General features: G+C 73.8%; 13 protein-coding genes. 4 read left to right on the plus strand and 9 right to left on the minus strand.

The features are described 5' to 3' along the window. The first annotated feature begins 171 nt into the window (after positions 1 to 171). Entirely contained in the window at positions 172 to 393 is a 222-nt protein-coding gene (locus ACFYX3_RS14215; RefSeq protein WP_389012500.1) for a hypothetical protein, read from the plus strand. A 38-nt stretch (positions 394 to 431) separates the two neighbouring features. On the opposite strand, the gene ACFYX3_RS14220 is transcribed toward ACFYX3_RS14215, so the two are convergent. From ACFYX3_RS14220 to ACFYX3_RS14245, 6 genes are all read right to left on the minus strand, one after another. Further along, the gene (locus tag ACFYX3_RS14220; RefSeq protein ID WP_389012503.1) at positions 432 to 3,218 is read right to left on the minus strand and encodes a hypothetical protein; all 2,787 of its coding nucleotides are present in this window, start codon (positions 3,216 to 3,218) and stop codon (positions 432 to 434) included. Then, on the minus strand, positions 3,215 to 4,336 hold the full coding sequence (locus ACFYX3_RS14225) for an AAA family ATPase (protein ID WP_389012506.1): 1,122 nt from the start codon (positions 4,334 to 4,336) through the stop codon (positions 3,215 to 3,217). Before ACFYX3_RS14225 ends, ACFYX3_RS14220 begins: the two co-directional genes overlap by 4 nt. Before the next feature lie 18 nt (positions 4,337 to 4,354). After that, a complete protein-coding gene (locus ACFYX3_RS14230) occupies positions 4,355 to 5,845 on the minus strand; it encodes a VWA domain-containing protein (RefSeq protein ID WP_389012509.1) in 1,491 nt (496 codons plus the stop codon). Continuing rightward, entirely contained in the window at positions 5,842 to 7,236 is a 1,395-nt protein-coding gene (locus tag ACFYX3_RS14235) for a hypothetical protein (RefSeq protein WP_389012512.1), read from the minus strand. The genes ACFYX3_RS14230 and ACFYX3_RS14235 overlap by 4 nt, the downstream gene beginning before the upstream one ends. Further along, a complete protein-coding gene (locus ACFYX3_RS14240) occupies positions 7,236 to 7,739 on the minus strand; it encodes a hypothetical protein (RefSeq protein ID WP_382657072.1) in 504 nt (167 codons plus the stop codon). Before ACFYX3_RS14240 ends, ACFYX3_RS14235 begins: the two co-directional genes overlap by 1 nt. A 199-nt stretch (positions 7,740 to 7,938) precedes the next feature. Next, positions 7,939 to 9,072: an FAD-dependent monooxygenase gene (locus ACFYX3_RS14245; protein ID WP_389012515.1), complete on the minus strand. Its 1,134-nt coding sequence runs from the start codon at positions 9,070 to 9,072 to the stop codon at positions 7,939 to 7,941. Between the two features lie 220 nt (positions 9,073 to 9,292). On the opposite strand from ACFYX3_RS14245, the gene ACFYX3_RS14250 reads away from it, so the two are divergent. Next, a complete protein-coding gene (locus ACFYX3_RS14250; RefSeq protein ID WP_389012518.1) occupies positions 9,293 to 10,546 on the plus strand; it encodes an aromatic acid exporter family protein in 1,254 nt (417 codons plus the stop codon). Here ACFYX3_RS14250 and ACFYX3_RS14255 read toward each other — a convergent pair. Further along, positions 10,509 to 11,708, minus strand: a complete 1,200-nt coding sequence (locus tag ACFYX3_RS14255) for an alpha-hydroxy-acid oxidizing protein (protein ID WP_389012521.1) — start codon at positions 11,706 to 11,708, stop codon at positions 10,509 to 10,511. The two genes, ACFYX3_RS14250 and ACFYX3_RS14255, sit on opposite strands and share 38 nt — an antisense overlap. Before the next feature lie 194 nt (positions 11,709 to 11,902). On the opposite strand from ACFYX3_RS14255, the gene ACFYX3_RS14260 reads away from it, so the two are divergent. Then, positions 11,903 to 12,673, plus strand: coding sequence for a class I SAM-dependent methyltransferase (locus ACFYX3_RS14260; RefSeq protein ID WP_389012524.1), 771 nt, complete (start codon positions 11,903 to 11,905; stop codon positions 12,671 to 12,673). Positions 12,674 to 12,728: 55 nt separating this feature from the next. On the opposite strand, the gene ACFYX3_RS14265 is transcribed toward ACFYX3_RS14260, so the two are convergent. Further along, positions 12,729 to 13,568 carry an NAD(P)H-binding protein gene (locus ACFYX3_RS14265; protein ID WP_389012527.1) on the minus strand — a complete coding sequence of 280 codons (840 nt, stop codon included), beginning with the start codon at positions 13,566 to 13,568 and terminating at the stop codon, positions 12,729 to 12,731. Between the two features lie 125 nt (positions 13,569 to 13,693). On the opposite strand from ACFYX3_RS14265, the gene ACFYX3_RS14270 reads away from it, so the two are divergent. Beyond that, a complete protein-coding gene (locus tag ACFYX3_RS14270) occupies positions 13,694 to 14,710 on the plus strand; it encodes an AraC family transcriptional regulator (RefSeq protein ID WP_389012530.1) in 1,017 nt (338 codons plus the stop codon). On the opposite strand, the gene ACFYX3_RS14275 is transcribed toward ACFYX3_RS14270, so the two are convergent. Continuing rightward, a complete protein-coding gene (locus tag ACFYX3_RS14275; protein ID WP_389012533.1) occupies positions 14,679 to 16,766 on the minus strand; it encodes an NAD-binding lipoprotein in 2,088 nt (695 codons plus the stop codon). The two genes, ACFYX3_RS14270 and ACFYX3_RS14275, sit on opposite strands and share 32 nt — an antisense overlap. Positions 16,767 to 16,773 lie beyond the last annotated feature (7 nt).

Raw genomic sequence — 16,773 nt, forward strand, 5'->3', positions numbered from 1 at the left:
TGTTCGGCGCCGTCTCGCGGCGGAGCCACCGGTCCGCGTACCCGACGGGCGACGGCACGCGGCACGTCTCCGACATCGCGGTGACCGCCTCCGGCCGGATCCTGGTCGGTTCGGCGGGGGACACGGGTGACGACGGGCCGTTCGACTCCGCGGTGAGCGACGCGGGGCCGGGTGACCCTGTCGGCGGCGGGCCGGGTACGGATCACCCTGGCGGCCTCGCCGACGGTGCCCGGCACCTTCCCCGGGTACGAGGTCGAGGCCGTGGAGTGCCTGCCCGGCTCCGCCGACGCCCTCCTCGGCACCGATGACGAGAGCCTCGGCGGGTACGTGCGGACCATGCCGTTCTGCGCGACGAGCCGACCGGGACGGGTCACGGCTCACGCAGGTGGGTGAGCCGTGACCTTCCCTGCTCCGCCGCCGGACCGGCGCGGTCATCGGTCCGTCAGGATGCGCGCCAGTGCGTCGACGGTGCCCGGGTGGGTGGTGAGGAGTGCCACGCCGCGCCCGCCCCGGGCCGATGCGTCCGTCGTCGTCCAGCCCTCCGTGCAGCCCAGGAGTTCCGCGAGGGCGTCGCAGGTCGCCGGGTGGGCGGGGAGGAGTGCCGCGCCCCGGGGGCCGGTGGCCGCCGGGAGGGCGCGTGGGGCGGCCGGTCGACGGTGCCAGGGCGGGACCCAGGTGTCCAGGGCCGCGAGCCGGGCCGGGAAGATCCGTCCCGCCTCGCGGATGAGCAGCGGGGCCAGCTCCGAGGCGTTCGAGCGGAGGGTCGTGATGAGGACCGGGAGCCACGGCAGCAGGACGGCGTCCGGCAGGCGTCCGAAGGCGTTCGACACGGCCTCCACCACGACGTCCGCGAGGCCCGGCACCGGCTCCAGGGCGTGCACGAAACCGCTCAGGTAGCGCGGATAGGTCGGCACGACCAGGGGGTTGGCGAGGAGCTCGTCGCAGCGGGCCCGCAGCTCGCCCCGCGAGAGCGTGCCCAGCTGCACCTGGGCCGCCCACAGCAGGGCGGTCTTCGCCGGGTCCCGCGGGTGCGCCTGGGCGACCGCGAGTTCCAGCTGTGTCCTGTCGCAGCCGAGGGAGAGCGCCAGGCTCTCCATGCTGAACAGGAAGCCCAGCATCGCCGCCACCTGCCCCACCGTCGCGTCCTCGTCGCGGAAGGCCGTCGGCAGCAGCGTGCAGTAGTGGGCGTACCCGGTGCGGACGAAGGACTCGATCCACGGCGGCAGCACCGGCTCGCTGGTCCGGTAGTACGCGAGGAGGCCGCGCACCCGGCGCAGTACCTCCGGCGCCCCGTCGACCGTGCGCTCGCCCGCCAGGACGTCGAGGGCGCGGTTGCCGAGCTCGTCGGCGAGCCGCCGGCCGCCCAGGTACAGCGTGGCGTCCTCGACGGCCGCGAGGACCTCGGCGGTCGTGGCCCGTGGTCCGTAGGCGGTACGGCGCAGGCGCTGTTCCAGGACCTGTTCGAGGCTCACGCCCTCGTAGCCGAGCTCGATGAGGGCCCGTTGGTGGGTGCCGAGGGCGAGGTCCCAGGACTCCTGGATCGACCGCTCGCCGAGCCGCCGCTCCCCCATGACGGGCCGTGCCGCGCCGTGCGGCAACAGGCGGCGCAGCATCCACAGGACGTCCGAGCAGGCCCGCAGCTCCGGCCGGGACGTCATGTCGAGCAGGGCGCGGCGCACCCCGCGCTGCTGGAGGTTCAGCTCCAGGGGTGCCAGACGGTCGTGGACGTCCCTGGCGAGCGGCGGCAGGGCTTCGTAGCCGACCTGGCCGATCCGGTCGCCGCCCATCATGATCTCGACGAGGCGGCGCACGTCCCGGCGCCCGGGCACGCTGTCCTTCTCGATGCAGGTGACCGCGGCGTCCTGGAAGTCGTACGGCGTGGGCTTGGCCCGGTCGCGCATCCCGGCGAGCAGGATCGACGTCTCGAAGACGGCGATCGCGTCGGCGGTGGAGGCCAGGTAGCCGTTGCGGCGGGCGGCGCGGACGATGTCCACGGACCAGCCGAGCAGTTCGCTCTCGTCCAGGGTGTCGAGGACGGGCGGCCGCCGGAGGAAGCCGGAGAGACGGTCCTCTGCCGGTGCCGCCGCGGGGAGCGCGGCGGGCGAAGTGGCCCTCGCCGCCGTCTTCTTCGTGCCGGCCTGCCCCTCCAGGCGGTACGGCTTCACCCGGGTCCGCTTGAGGTTCTTCGTCCACTGCGTCGCGGCGATCGACACGGAGCCGGAGGCGAGGCCGAACTGGGCCTCGATGGCCGCGTTGCTGGAGGGGATCAGCCCGTACTGCCAGGTCGTGGCCGTACGCGGCGAGATCGCGAAGGTGTCGCTGCCGCCGATGCCGAACTCGTCGACGCGGCTGGCCGCGTGGAAGGCTCCGCACACGTACAGGCAGTCCGCCGGGTCGGTGCCGGTAGCGGCCAGGTGCTCGCGCATCCTGGTCCACATGTACCGCTCGCGGTCCTCGTCGACGCGGACGCGGCCGCCGTCCCCCGGCGCGAGCCGCCGGAACAGGCTCCCGATGAGGAACATGACCTGACGGTAGGTGTCGTGGTCGCTGTCGCCGAGCGGCACCTCGACGTACTGGTGCCACCACTCCGACCAGTGCCGCACCTTGCCGTGGTGCAGCAGGTGCTCCTCCAGTTCCGCGAAGCGCGGCCGCAGGTCGCCGATCTCGACGCCGACGGCCTCGCCGTGGAGCGCGGCCCCGGTGCCGTCCTCCTCGCGGGCGGCCGGGTCGTCGGCGCGGTCGTGCCGCCGGTCCCACTGGAAGACGTGGTCGGAGGAGCGGTCGACGAGGACCAGTTCCACGCCGGGGGTGTCGAGGGCGTACGCGATGGCCTGGTACTCGGCGGAGGCCTCCGTGATCGGGGCGACGACCGACAGGGGTGCCCAGTCCTCCGGGAAGCCGTCGATGTCGCTCGCGAACGCCTGCACCGCCACGGGCAGCCGGCAGTTGCGCAGCTCGGTCAGGAGCGGCGTCATGTCCTCGCACAGCTCCAGATACACGACCTTGGGCTGCTTCTCGCGCAGTCGGCGGGCCATGGCGAGGGCGGAGGCGGGCGAGTGGTGGCAGACGGGGAAGATCTCCAGCGGTTCCGCCACGGCTCGGTCGACGTCGTCGACCAGACCGAGCAGGATGCCCTCCAGGGCGTCGGCTCCTCCGGCGAACTCGGCTGCCGCCTCGTGCAGTTGCCCGCGCAGTGCGGTGAACGGGGTCCCGGTCACGACAGCTTCGCGATCGCTTCGCGGCCGCCCTCGAGGAACTCGGGCCAGGAGCCGCCCTCCTCCTTGCCGCGCGGCTCGACGACGCCGTGCAGGTACTTGTTGAGGATGGCCAGGTCCTCCGGCTCGCGCCGGGCGAGCGTGCCGACCAGGGAGGCGGCGAGCGTGCGGGCGGTCAGGGTGCGCTCTCCGAAGAAGTTGCTGTGCAGGATCGAGTCCTCGAGGACGCCGATCTGCTCGGCGGTCGAGAGGGCGGACTCCAGCTTCTCGTCGTCGCTGCCGGCCGCGGCGGCGGAGGCCCGCAGGTCGGCGAAGCTCTGGAGGAGGACGTCGAGGAGGGTGGGCGGCACGTCCAGTTCGATGGCGTGGCGGCGCAGGAGCTCCTCGGTGCGGAAGCGGACGATCTCGGCCTCGCTCTTCTTGTTCGTCACGACGGGGATGCGGACGAAGTTGAAGCGGCGCTTGAGCGCGGAGGAGAGGTCGTTGACGCCGCGGTCGCGGCTGTTGGCGGTGGCGATGATCGAGAAGCCGGGCTTGGCGAAGACGATGTTCTCGCCGTCGGCGCCGTCGAGTTCGGGGACGGAGATGTACTTCTCGGAGAGGATCGAGATCAGCGCGTCCTGGACGTCGCTGGTGGAGCGGGTCAGCTCCTCGAAGCGGCCGATGGTTCCGGTCTCCATCGCGGTCATGATCGGCGAGGGGATCATCGACTCGCGGGACTGGCCCTTGGCGATGACCATCGACACGTTCCAGGAGTACTTGATGTGGTCCTCGGTCGTGCCGGCGGTGCCCTGGACCACCTGGGTGGAGTTGCGGCTGATCGCGGCCGAGAGGAGTTCGGCGAGCCAGCTCTTTCCGGTGCCGGGGTCGCCGATGAGGAGCAGGCCCCGGTCGGAGGCGAGGGTGACGATGGAACGCTCGACGAAGCTGCGGTCGCCGAACCACTTCTGCGGCACCTCCCGGTCCAGGCCGTCGGCGCGCTCGGAGCCGAGGATGAACAGGCGGACCATCTTCGGGGACAGGCGCCAGGAGAACGGCTTGGGGTTGTCGTCGATCGATTCCAGCCAGTCGAGTTCCTCGGCGTACTTGATCTCGGCGGGGGCGCGGAGCAGGTCGGACATGTGCGAAGCCTTTCGGTCTCAGGTCAGGAAGGTCTTGAGTTCGTGCACGAGCTTGTCGATGTGGCCGGAGATCACCGGGGTGCCGAGCGCCTTGAACCGCTCCCGGAACCAGGGGTTGACCTCCTGCCGTCCCGAGCTGGTCACCGAGCCCACGGGGATGAAGCGGACCCCCGAGCGGTGGACCTCCTCGATGCCCTCGAACAGCGGCTGCGAGCGGTCGAACTCGTAGAAGTCGGAGATCCACACCATGACGGTGTTCTTCGGCTCGGCGATCTTCGGCCGGGCCATGGCCATCGCCACCGGGCCGTCGTTGCCGCCGCCGAGGTTGGTGCGCAGGAGCACGTCGAACGGGTCGCGCACCCAGGGCGTGAGGTCGATCGCGCGGGTGTCGTACGCGATGAGGTGGACGTCCACCTTGGGCAGCCCTGCGAAGATCGAGGCGAGGATGGTGCAGTTGACCATCGAGTCGACCATGGAGCCGGACTGGTCGACGACGACGACGAGCCGCTGGGGTGTGGTCCGGCGGACGGTGTGCCGGTAGTAGAGGCGGTCGACGTAGAGCCGCTCCTCCTCTGGGCTCCAGTTGGTGAGGTTCTTCCAGATCGTGCGGTCGAGGTCCAGGTTCCGGAAGACCCGCTTGGGCGGGACCGAGCGGTCGAGCTCGCCGGCGGTGGCCTTCTCGACCTGGGTACGGAGCACCTCGGCGACCTCGTCGACGTACCGCCTGATCAGCGCCTTGGCGTTGACGAGCGCCACTCCGGAGAGGTTGCCCTTGTCGCGGAGCAGCTGCTCGATCAGGGACATGCTGGGGGTCAGCCGGGCGGCCAGCGCGGGGTCGGCCAGGACTTCGCGCAGGTGCATGCGCTGGACGAGGTCGGCCTCGATGGCGCCGAGTTCGGGTCCGAGGCCGCCGCCGGTGAGGGCGGCTCCGGCCGCCTTCCCGCCGCGCAGCCCACCGGGCGGACAGCCGAGCGCTCGCTCCAGCCGGCCGGCGTCCGACTGCCAGCGGGCCAGCTGCCCGGCGGAGACGGTGCCGGAGCCGGTGGCGAAGACGTTGAGCAGCAGCTTGGACGCGAGCGCGGCGCGCCGCACCTCGGCGGCCCGGTCGCGGGCCCCGTCCGGCTCGGGCTCCGGGGTCATCAGGCCGTCGAGCTCGTCGCCGAGCTCCGGGTGGCGCTGGACGACGGAGTCCACGGACGCGCCGGGATCGAGCAGCGCGGACGGCAGACCGATGTCCTCGACGACGGCGAGACTCGCAGCCTCCAGGGCGGCCTGCTCCTCGGGATCGAAGAGCCGCGCGAGCAGCCGCCAGTAGAGGACCTGGCGCCGGTTGTCGTGGGGGTCGGGTCCGGCGGGCGCAGGCGGCTCGGGGCCGGTCGCGGGGGTGAGGTCGGGCACGGCGGGCGCCGACGGCTCGGGACCCGTCGCGGGGGTCGGGTCGGGGAGGACGGACGCCGTCAGCTCGGGGCCGGTCGCCGGGGTGCCGTCGGGCGGGGTCGCTTCGGTCATGAGCGCAACAGCCTTCCCGCTCGCTCGCGCAGGACGGCGACCGCGTCCGTGGCCGCCTTCTCCGCGCGGACTCCGGCCTTGTCGGTGGTGCCGCCGGCCCATGCGCCCGCGTGGACGGCGACGGTCTTCTTCCGGACGGTGGTCTCGACGGCGAGCGGCTGGAGGAGGAAGGCTCCGGCGTCCCAGCGGAGGAGTCCGAGGCACGCGCCGGACGCGGCGATCGCCTCCGGGGTGAGCGGACCGGCGTCCGGTACGCGGTCGGTGTCGACGGCAAGCCGGTGGCCCGCGACCGTGAACGTCACCGTCCCGTCGTCCGCGCGCTCCGCCGCGTACCCCTCCAGGAGGACGGGGACGGCGATGCGGACCGGGTGGCGGTCGAGCGGGGCGGTGACCGGGTCGGTCGCGGTGGCGAGGACGACCCGGGCCGTGGCGAAGGGGTCGGCGGGCTCCCCCACGCGGGCGCGTTCGTCGTCCCAGACGAGGTCGCCCTCGGCGGTGACGGGCATGCCGTCGAGGTCCGTCGCGCGGCCCTCGCTCACGGCGGTGAGGAGCGACATGCGCGACCGGAGCAGCTGCCAGAGCCCGGCACCGACGACGGTGTCCGGCTTGGGCGCGGAGGCCGCCGCCCGGACGAGACGGGGCGCCGTGCCGTCGGCCGGTTCGAACACGGCGTGGACCTGGGCCTGTACGGCGGTGGCGTGCTCCTGCACGTCGACGCCGAGCGGCAGCAGGCGTCCGGTCGCGGTGGAAAGGGCGGGGGTGCGGGCGGCTCCCGGGAGGGTCAGCAGGAGGGCGCGCGACCAGAGGTCGGCCCAGCGGCGCACCGGGATCCTGTCCAGGGTGGCCCCGGGGCAGGAGGCGGCGAGTTCGGCCGCGAAGCCGTCGAGCAGGGTCGCCTGCCGGCGGAGCGCGGGGTCCGGCAGCATCGCGGACACCACGGGCGCGGCTCCGCCGACGAGTTCGTGGTCGATGCCCTGCCAGCCCGCGCGGGCGAGGTCGCACAGCCAGGCGCGGGCGGCGGCGAGCACGTTCGCGGCGGGCTCGTCCCCGTCGGCGGGCCGCTCGGACGCCTCTGCGGCCGGACGGCCGGTGACGTCTGCGACGCGGGCCGTCAGGGCGTCGTGGACGGAGCCCATGAGCGCGGTGCGGGCGGCGGCGAGCGCGACGAAGTGGTCCTCGCCGGCGGCGCCGGCCGCGGTCTTCTCTGCGGCCTCGGCGACGAGGGAGGCGAGCGGTGTGCCGCCGAGGGCGTCCGCGAGTGCGGCGAGGCCGTCGGTCTGCGCGGGCTGCGGACGGAGCAGGCCGGCGACGAGCGCGTCGTCGAAGGCGTCCACGGCGGCCAGAGCCTCGTCGAGTCCGTCGACGGGGTCGGCGAGCAGGTCCGTACGCATCAGGCGACTGCCCTCGTCGGCGGGAACCACTGCATCTCGGGCAGCGGTGCGGTGGCGGACTCCAGTTCGAGGTAGGCGAGGTGCCTCAGGAACCGGCTGAACACGGGGGCGGCGGCCGAGGTGTCTCCCTGCGCGGGCCGCGTGGCGGTCATCGCCGAGAGGAGCGTCTGCGCGTCGGGTTCGCCGTCGGCCGTCTCGGCCTTCAGATAGCGGGCGACGCGCCGCGCGCCGTACTGCAGGACGGCCTCGGTGACGAGGGCGCGGAGGTGGTTGCAGAACGAGCCGCGCGCGCCGCCGCAGGGGCGGTTGTTGTTGGTGCTGCACGCGAACGCGTACGTCCCGGCGGCGATCGAGGACACGTACACGCGCCCTATGTCGGACCCGCTGGACACGACGCCCTGCAAGCGTCCGTCGGCCAGCTCGACGAACGGCACCTTGGCGAGTTTCCGCGGTCGCGCGGGCGGTACCACCCGCGCCGCGCTCGACCTCTCCCAGACCGACAACGCACTTCTCCCATGCACGTCAAAGGGGATGTTCACGCCGGAGCGGCGGAACATCGACAACGTATCCCCGCCCACTGACAACGCCTCAGGACGGCGCCTCGGGACGCGGTCGGCGGCAGGGACGGGAGGGGTGGCGCGGCGGGGACGGGAGCGGTGGCGCGCGGGGCCGGGCCCTGGGAGAAGCCCGGCCCCCGGTGTCCTAGTAGGGCTTCACCAGGACGTGGGCGGCGCCCGGGACGCCGACCTCGAGCAGCGCGTCCTCCTCGGGCGTCGTCGGCGCGCCCATCTCCTGCTTGAGGACCGCCCCGGACAGGGCCTGCACCCAGAGGGCGCGGGGCCGGCGGCGCGCCTCCCAGGCCTCCAGGGCCTCGGGGACCGAGCCGGCGGCGTCCAGGGACTCGGCGAGGACGAGGGCGTCCTCGACGGCCATCGCGGCTCCCTGCGCGAGGTGCGGGGTGGAGGCGTGCGCGGCGTCGCCGGCGAGCACCACGCGGCCCACGTGCCACGGTTCCCCGACCGTCACCTGGGAGATGCGGGAGTACACGACGGCCGCCGGGTCGGTGACCGCGCGGAGCGCCTCGGCGACGGGCCCGGAGAACACGGCGAGCCGCTCGGCGAGCTGTTCGTGCGCGCGTGCCGGGTCCGGCCGGTGGTCCTCGGCCTCGGCGAACACGGCGCCGAGATACATCAGTTCGTCGGTGATCGGGGTGAGCAGGGCCTTCGCCTCCTTGCCCGCCGTGGCCATGAGGACGCCCCGCACGTCGGGGTGGCGGGGCACGGTGACGCGCCAGTTGGCGAATCCGGTGTACGCGGGCGCGTACCGGTCGCCGTAGAGGCGGGTCCGCAGCGGGGAGCCGATGCCGTCGAAGCCGACGACCAGGTCCCAGCGGCCGGTGGATCCGTCGGAGAGGGCGACGGTGACTCCCGTGCCGTCGTCGTCGAGTTCGGTGACGGTGACGCCGAAGCGGATCTTCGCGCCCGCGGCGAGGGCGGCGTCGCCGAGGACCCGGGCGAGGGCGGGCCGCGGGATGCCGTTGGCGGCCGGCAGGTCGTCCATGCGGGGCTGGGGTATCCGCGCCAGCGTGTTCCCCGCGGGGTCGGCGATCGTCAGGACCTCCCATTCGAAGCCCGCCGCGAGGCAGTCGTCGAGCACGCCGAGCTCGCGCATGACGTGCAGGGCGTTGGACGGCTGGATGATGCCCACGCCGAGGGCGTCGAGCTCCTCGCGGATCTCGGCCACCTCCACGGTGTGGCCGCGCCGGGCCAGGGCGGTGGCGAGCGTGAGGCCGCCGATGCCTCCGCCGTGGATCAGGACGCGCAGGGTCGATGCCATCTCGGAAAGCTCCCGGTCTCCAGTACAAGATCGAACGTGGGCGCAGGAGTGTAACCCCGGGGTGCGAACCTGGGGTTGTCCGGGGAACGACCCGGGATTCACCCGGGTCCTGCGGCGCGCCGACGCGCGCTGTCGGGGCGCGGGCACGGAGCATCGCCATGCGAGGGCCTCGGGCGGGCAGGCGTCCAGCAGGTCGCCGACCCGCGAGGAGGAGTACGCCATGCCGCACCCGTGGCGCCGATGGAAGTGGTGGCAGCGGTGGGGGCGGGACCCGGTGGTGGTGCAGACGCTGCGCTCCACGGCCGCCGCGACGATCTCGTACGTCGTCGCGCTCCGGCTGAGTTCGGAGCCGGCTCCGCTGACCGCCCCGCTCACCGCGCTGCTCGTCGTCCAGGTGACCCTGTATTCGACGCTCACGACGAGCCTTCGGCGGGTGAACTCCGTCGTCGTCGGCGTCCTCATCGCCATCGCTTTCAGCGCGCTCGTCGGGCTCACCTGGTGGAGTCTCGCCCTGGTCATCCTGGCGTCGCTGGTCGTGGGCCGGTTCGTCCGGGTGGGGGAGTTCGTTCCCGAGGTGGCCATCAGCGCGATGCTCGTCCTCGGCGTGACGCAGGTCGCGGACACGGCGTGGGACCGCGTCCTCGAGACCCTGATCGGCGCGGTCGTGGGCCTGCTCTTCAACGTCGTGCTCGTCCCGCCGGTCTGGGTGGACACCGCCGGGGACTCGATCGTGGACCTGGCGCGGCGGATGCGCCGGCTGCTCCTGGACATCGGCGAGGAGCTGGCGGACCCGGACCCGGCCGCGCGGCCCGAGCCCGCGCCGGTTCCGGAGGCGGCCGCGCCCGCTCCCGTGGAGCGGGCCGAGGCACGGCTGTACGAGGCGCGCCGCCTCGACAACGACGTGGCGGACGTCGACGCGGCGCTGCGTCAGGCGGAGGACAGCCTCCGGCTGAACCCGCGCGTGAAGGAGGGCCTGCTCCACCGCATCGTGCTGCGTACGGGCCTCGACACCCTGGAGATCAGCGCGGTCGTGCTGCGCGTCCTCGCGCGTTCCCTGACGGACCTCGCGAAGGAGCGGCAGGGGGCGCGTCTGGTGCGCCGGGAGGCGGGTCTCGCCCTCCGGGAGACGCTGCGGCACCTCGGAGAGACCCTCGTGAGCTTCGCCGATCTCGTCACCTCGCATTCGAGCGACGGTGCGGAGACGGCGGAGGACCGCCTGGGCGAGCAGCTCGGAGCGGCCCGCGCCGCCCGGGACGGCGCCGCCGGGCTCCTCAGGGCGGAGGCGGCGCACGATCCGGAGCGCTGGCAGCTGTACGGTGCGCTGCTCGCCGAGATCGACCGGGTGCTCGACGAACTCGATCCGGACCACCGCGGCCGCCGGCTGATGGAGGAGCTGGACCGGCACACGCGCGCGCGTGAGGAGCGGCGGCGGCGCGTCACCTCCCTCGCGGGCCGGGCGCGCCGTACTCCGTGACGGGCCGCAGGGCGCCCTCCTCCCGGAGGGCGTCCAGGGTCGGGTAGCCGTCGACGGCCAGGATCAGGTCGGTCTCGGCGAGGAGGGAGCGCAGGACGTGGACGATGCCGTCCTCGCCTCCGAGGGCGAGGCCGTACGCGTACGGGCGGCCGATGCCGACGGCCGTGGCGCCGAGGGCGAGGGCCTTCACGACGTCGGCGCCGGTGCGGACGCCGGAGTCGAAGAGCACGGGCAGGCCTTCGGCGGCGGCGACCACGCCGGGCAGGGCGTCCAGGGCTGGCAGGCCGCCGTTGGCCTGGCGTCCGCCGTGGTTGGAGCAGTAGACGCCGTCGACGCCGCCGTCCCTGGCGCGGCGGACGTCCTCCGGGTGGCAGATGCCCTTGAGGAGGATCGGCAGGTCGGTCAGCGAGCGCAGCCAGGCGAGGTCGTCCCAGACGAGCGGCCTGCCGAAGATCCCCGCCCATTCCGCGACGGCGGCGCGCGGGTCCTCCTCGGGGGCCTTGGCGAGGCGCGCCCGGAAGACGGGGTCGGAGGTGTAGTTGGCCAGGCAGTGTCCGCGCAGCTGCGGGAAGTTGCCGGTGGCGAGGTCACGGGGGCGCCAGCCGGTGATCCAGGTGTCGAGGGTGACCACGATGCCCCGGAAGCCGGCCGCCTCGGCCCGGTGCACCAGGCTCTCCGCGAGGGCGCGGTCGGTGGGCGTGTAGAGCTGGAAGAAGCCGGGGGTGTCTCCGTACGCGGCGGCGACCTCCTCCATCGGGTCGACGGTGAGCGTGGAGGCGATCATGGGTACGCCGGTACGGGCGGCGGCGCGGGCCGTCGCGAGGTCGCCGTGCCCGTCCTGGGCGCAGAGCCCGATCACTCCGACGGGCGCCATGAACAGCGGGGACGGCAGCTTCAGGCCGAAGAGGTCGACGGACAGGTCGCGGGCGGAGGCGCCGACCATCATCCGCGGGACGAGCCCCCACTGCCGGAAGGCCGTGACGTTGGCCTCCTGGGTGTGCTCGTCGCCCGCGCCGCCGGCCACGTACGACCAGACCGAGGGCGGCAGGGCGGCGCGCGCCTTCGTCTCCAGTTCGGCGAAGGTCATGGGCAGCGTGGGTGTGACGCCGAACAGCCCGTCGAGGTAGATCTCGTTCTGGTAGTCGCCGTACTGCTGGGGCATGGGGGCGTCGTCCCTTCCGGTCGTTCGTCGGGGCGCACGGCGCGCCCGCGGTGGTCCCCACCACCCTGCCCGTCACGCGCGCGCGTGACCATGGAGCGGTCGCCGGGAATGCGGCACCGGGATGTGTCGCCGGCCGGGGAGGGCGGCGAGGAATGCGGGTGCGGTACCCGGTCTGCTTCCGCGATCATCGGGGGATGACGCGCACCTTCGAAGAGCTCGTCGCGGAAGCCTCCGCGGCCTCGGTCGACGGCTGGGACTTCTCCTGGCTGGACGGGCGGGCGAGCGAGGAGCGGCCCTCCTGGGGCTACCAGCGGCTCCTCGGCGAGCGGCTGGCGACCGCCGCGGCCGGACTCGACATCCAGACGGGTGGCGGGGAGGTCCTGGGCGGGGTCCCGGTGCTTCCGCCGACGATGGCGGCCACCGAGTCGTGGCCGCCGAACATCGCGCGGGCCACCGCGCGGCTCCATCCCCGAGGGGTGGTCGTCGTCGCCGACCCCGACGAGCCGCCGCTGCCCTTCGGCGACGCCGCCTTCGACCTCGTCACCAGCCGGCACCCGGCCACCGTGTGGTGGGCCGAGATCGCCCGTGTCCTGCGGCCGGGCGGCACCTATTTCGCGCAGCATGTGGGCCCTGCCAGCGTCTGGGAGCTGGTCGAGTGGTTCCTCGGGCCGCAGCCCGAGGCGGCCCGGGGCCGTCATCCCGACGACGAGACCGCCGCGGCGCGGGCCGCCGGGCTCGACGTCGTGGACGTGCGCGCCGAGCGGCTGCGCATGGAGTTCCACGACATCGGCGCCGTGGTCTGGTTCCTGCGGAAGGTCATCTGGATCGTGCCGGGGTTCACGGTCGAGGACCGGCTGCCCCGGTTGCGCGACCTCGACGCGCTGATCCGCGCGGAGGGGCCGTTCGTGGCGCACTCCTCGCGGACCCTGATCGAGGCGCGGAAGCCCTCCGTACCGGCCGTGTAGGGCTGCCGGGGCGACCGCACGCCCCGAACGCGCGGTCCTGACGCCGTGCGCCCCGTCAGTTCGGCCCGCCCGCGAGGAAGTTCCGTGCATGGTCCCTGGCCCATGCGCGGAAGGTACGGGCGGGCGCACCGGTGACGCTCTCCACCGTGGAGGTGAGCGGTCCGGGCGTGGTGACCAGTTCGGCCTGGGCACGCAGGACTCCGTCCACGACGGCGGGCGGCCAGCCCTGCGCGAGCAGCTCCTGACGTGCGGTCTCCTCCGGTGTCTCGGTCCACACCACCGGCCGGTCGATCACCTCGCCGATGATGCGTACCTGCTCCGCCTGGGTCAGGGCCTCGGGACCCGTGAGCCGGTAGCTCGCCCCGGCATGACCGTCGTCGGTGAGCGCGCGTACGGCGACGGCGGCGAGGTCGTGCTCGTGGAGCGGCGCGGTGGTGGCCGCGCCGTACGGGGCGCGCACGGTACCCTCCTCGCTGATCTGCCGGGCCCAGCGCAGGGCGTTGGAGGCGAACACGTGCGGGCGCAGGAACGTCCATTCGAGACCGCTGTCCACGATCGCCTCCTCCACTCGGCGTTCCCCGTCGCGAGGCGTCGCCGACGACAGGTACACCACGCGGCGGGCCTGCTCCGCGATCGCCTCCAGGACCTCGTGCGCCCCGTCCGCGGTGTCGAAGGGCCATACGAGGAAGACGGCGTCGACTCCCGTCAGGGATGCGCGCAGGCCGTCCGGGGCGGTCAGGTCCCCCGCCACCGCCACGATCCCGTCCCCGGCCTCCACGGCGCGGGGGTCACGGGCCAGAGCCCGTACCGAGGTTCCGACGCCCGACAGTCGGGCCACCACCTGCCGCCCGACCGTGCCCGTCGCGCCCGTGACCAGGAACGTGCGTCCACTCACCCGTACTCCTCATGCCGAAGTCATCCGGTGACCAACCTAGGCAGCGGCAACAAGACTTCCTATGCGTCGAAGGCGCTCATGCATACGCGATCGTCCAGCCGGCTGACGGGCGATACCCTTCCGTCGTGGACGTCCTCAGCGACGTGGTCGCCGTCATCCGCAGCGGAACTCCCCGATCCGCGCTCGTCCGTCGACATGCGCCCTGGGGACAGCGCTTCCCCGCCGCTGTCGGCTCGGCGGGCTTTCAGGTGGTCCTGCAGGGCTCGTGCCGGCTTTTCCCGCCCGACGGCTCGGCGCCCGTCGCGCTCACAGCCGGCGATGTGGTCCTCTTCCCCCACGGGCACGCGTACGGCCTGGCGGACAGCCCCGCCACCGCGTTGGCCGCCCCCGTCTGCGATCCGCTCGACGAGGCCGACCTGCATGCCTCGGTGTCCGTCGGCCTGCCCCCGCAGGACGCTTCCGCAGTGGCACCCACGGTGCTCCTGTGCGGCGGGTACCGGCTCGACCCGGCCCAGGCGCATCCGCTGCTGCGCGATCTGCCGGACGTCGTCCACCTTCCCGCGTGCCCCGGCCACCGCCCCGAGCTGCGCGCCACCGTGGACCTGCTGGCCGGCGAACTCGGCGCGCCCCGGCCGGGAACGGACGCCATCGTGCCCGCTCTGCTCGACACCCTGCTGCTGTACGCCCTGCGGGCCTGGTTCGACGAGAATCCCCGGCGGGACAAGGGTTCGGGATGGGCCGCCGCGCTGGCCGACCCCGCGGTCGGTACCGCGCTCCACGCCATCCACGGCGATCCCGCCCACCCCTGGACCGTCGCGGTCCTGGCCGCGCGGGCGGGGCTGTCCCGCGCGGCCTTCTCCAAGCGCTTCGCCGACACCGTCGGCCGGCCCCCGGCGGCGTACCTGACCTGGTGGCGGCTGACGACCGCGGCACGGCTGCTGCGCGCGTCCGACGCTCCACTGAGCCAGGTGGCCGCCCGGGTCGGCTACACCTCGCCGTTCGCCTTCGCCAACGCCTTCAAGCGCGCCTTCGGCACCGCGCCCGGCCGGTACCGAAGGCACCGTGGCGCGCCCGGCGAGGGCTCCCGGGCCGACGGGTCCGGGGGCTCGCTCACGGCGTCGGAGGTGTCGCCCGGACGATGACCACGACCTGGTCCTCGGGATGCCAGTGCCGGGCATGTGCCTTGGGCGGGTTGACGCACAGGCCGTCTCCGTCGGGGGCCGTCGCGCGGTAGCCGATGGCGACGGCGCCCTGGCGGGCGGCCGATTCGGCGACGGTGGCGAAGGACGTGGTGCGTCCGGTCGTGACGTAGTGGGCCGCCGGGCGGAGGCGCAGGGTGTTGCCGTCGGGGGCGAGGAGCTCCTCGAACACGGCGGCGAGGTGGGGGTTCTGGGAGATCTGGGTCATCAGGAGCCCGATGAGCCTGCCGCTGACGACGAAGTCGGAGCCCGGGGCCGGCGGGGCGAGGAGCCGGTTGCGGTCGTCGGTGAACTCGGTGACGACGGGGACGCGCAGGCCGCTCGTCTCCTGCCCGGCCCGCAGGTGGAGGAGGGTGACGAGCGTGCGGTCGTCCGGGTCGGTGCCGCCCGGCCGGTGGTCGGGGCCGAGGACGATCACGGTGTCGTACCGGGCGAGGTCGAGCGCGTCCGTGGTCTCGCACAGCGTGGGATCGCCGGACCGGTGGAGCACCGACAGGCGCCCGCCGACGGTCGCGGTGACGGAGCGGATGCCGGCGAGGGTGGCGGTGCGCGGCTCGGCCACGACGTCGAGGACCGAGCCGGGCGGTGTACGGCGCGCCAGCTGGGCGGCGATCCGGGGTGCCCGGCGGTTCCATCCGAGGAGGAGGATCCGTTCGGGTCGTGCGGGGGGCGCGGGCGGTGCCTGGGTGAGCGCTGTCGGGTCGTAGGGCGCGGGGGTGACCGACAGTCGGGTCGACCGCTCGTCCTCGGCGATGACGAGGAGGGTGTCGTCGTCGAGGAGGGGGGTGGAGCGGGGCGGGTTGAGCGCGACGGTGCCGTCGCCGTGGACGATGCCGACGGCGGTGGACACCGGGCAGGCGCGGGCGGCCTCGTCGAAGGTGCGGCCCGGTAACCCCGGGTCCCGGAGGGTGTGGAACTCGTGTCCGGCGAAGTCGAGGAGTTCCTGGTGGACGAGGGAGAGTCCGGGCTGTCGTGCGCAGTCGACGAGGAGCCTGGCCGCGATGTCGTCCATGTCGAGGACGGTGGCCCGGGACCCTCCGGCCAGGCGGGCGGCGTGGAGGAAACGGTCGTCCCGTACGGCGGCCACGACGCGCACGGGATTCGCCTCCCCCACGGCCGCGGAGAGGGACAGCAGGGACTTGACGACCTCGGTGTCGTCGCGGGGGTCGTCGCCGGGCAGGACCAGGACGCTGTCCGCGGTCGCCGGACTCACGCGCGCGAGTGCGGCGGGCTCGGTGGGCCGGCCGGTGCGGCAGACGATCCTGGTGCGGCCCGTCGCGCCGGCGGTGGCTCGGAGGTCCTCCTCCATGGCGGGTTTGTCGCGGTCGGCGAGGACCGCGATGACCCGGCGGCTCCGGTCGGTGCGGGCGGCGACGAGTTCGGAGACGACGGTGGGGAGCTGCTCGGACCAGCCGAGGACGACGGTGTGACCGCTCTCCAGGATGCGGGCGTGACCTCGGTTGAGGGCGATGATGCGGTCGGTGAGGCCGGTGGTGATGAGGCTGACGAGGGTGGAGACGTAGAGGAGCGCGATGAGGGCGAGGAGTACGGACAGGGCGACGCGCAGCGGGGGGCCGACCTCGCCGCCCAGGCGCATGGTCTGTCCGGTGTTGCGCCACACCGCGGCGATCCTGGCACCGAGGGAGGCGGGGGTGCGCTGGTCGGTCCAGGCGAGGACGGTGCTGACGGGGACGACGAGCGCCAGACAGGCGAGCGCCAGCCAGCCGCAGAGTGCGGCGATGCCCCGGGTGAGGGTGGTGTCGAACCAGTAGCGGAAACGGTCTTCGGCGGAGTGGGGCCGGCGGGCGGACGGATTCGCCGCGGCGGAACGGATCCTGACGGAGGGCCAGGTCGGGTCGGAGGAACGGGTCCCTTCGGCGGGCCGGTTCCGGTACGGGGGCCCGTCGGTCCCGGCCGGGGTGTCCTCGGTCCGGCCGGGGCCGGATCCCTGTGCGGCGACCCGCTGCCCGGGTACGACCTTTTTGTCTTCTTTTCGCACGTCAGCA

This window comes from Streptomyces sp. NPDC002463, from assembly GCF_042889835.1.
GTDB lineage: Bacteria > Actinomycetota > Actinomycetes > Streptomycetales > Streptomycetaceae > Streptomyces > Streptomyces nymphaeiformis.

Bases quoted from the DNA above. Each gene is read 5' to 3' on its own strand.
- ACFYX3_RS14235 (WP_389012512.1), bottom strand. From the start codon at position 7,236: ATGCGTACGGACCTGCTCGCCGACCCCGTCGACGGACTCGACGAGGCT.
- ACFYX3_RS14230 (WP_389012509.1), bottom strand. From the start codon at position 5,845: ATGACCGAAGCGACCCCGCCCGACGGCACCCCGGCGACCGGCCCCGAG.
- ACFYX3_RS14255 (WP_389012521.1), bottom strand. From the start codon at position 11,708: ATGCCCCAGCAGTACGGCGACTACCAGAACGAGATCTACCTCGACGGG.
- ACFYX3_RS14260 (WP_389012524.1), top strand. From the start codon at position 11,903: ATGACGCGCACCTTCGAAGAGCTCGTCGCGGAAGCCTCCGCGGCCTCG.
- ACFYX3_RS14225 (WP_389012506.1), bottom strand. From the start codon at position 4,336: ATGTCCGACCTGCTCCGCGCCCCCGCCGAGATCAAGTACGCCGAGGAA.
- ACFYX3_RS14250 (WP_389012518.1), top strand. From the start codon at position 9,293: ATGCCGCACCCGTGGCGCCGATGGAAGTGGTGGCAGCGGTGGGGGCGG.
- ACFYX3_RS14245 (WP_389012515.1), bottom strand. From the start codon at position 9,072: ATGGCATCGACCCTGCGCGTCCTGATCCACGGCGGAGGCATCGGCGGC.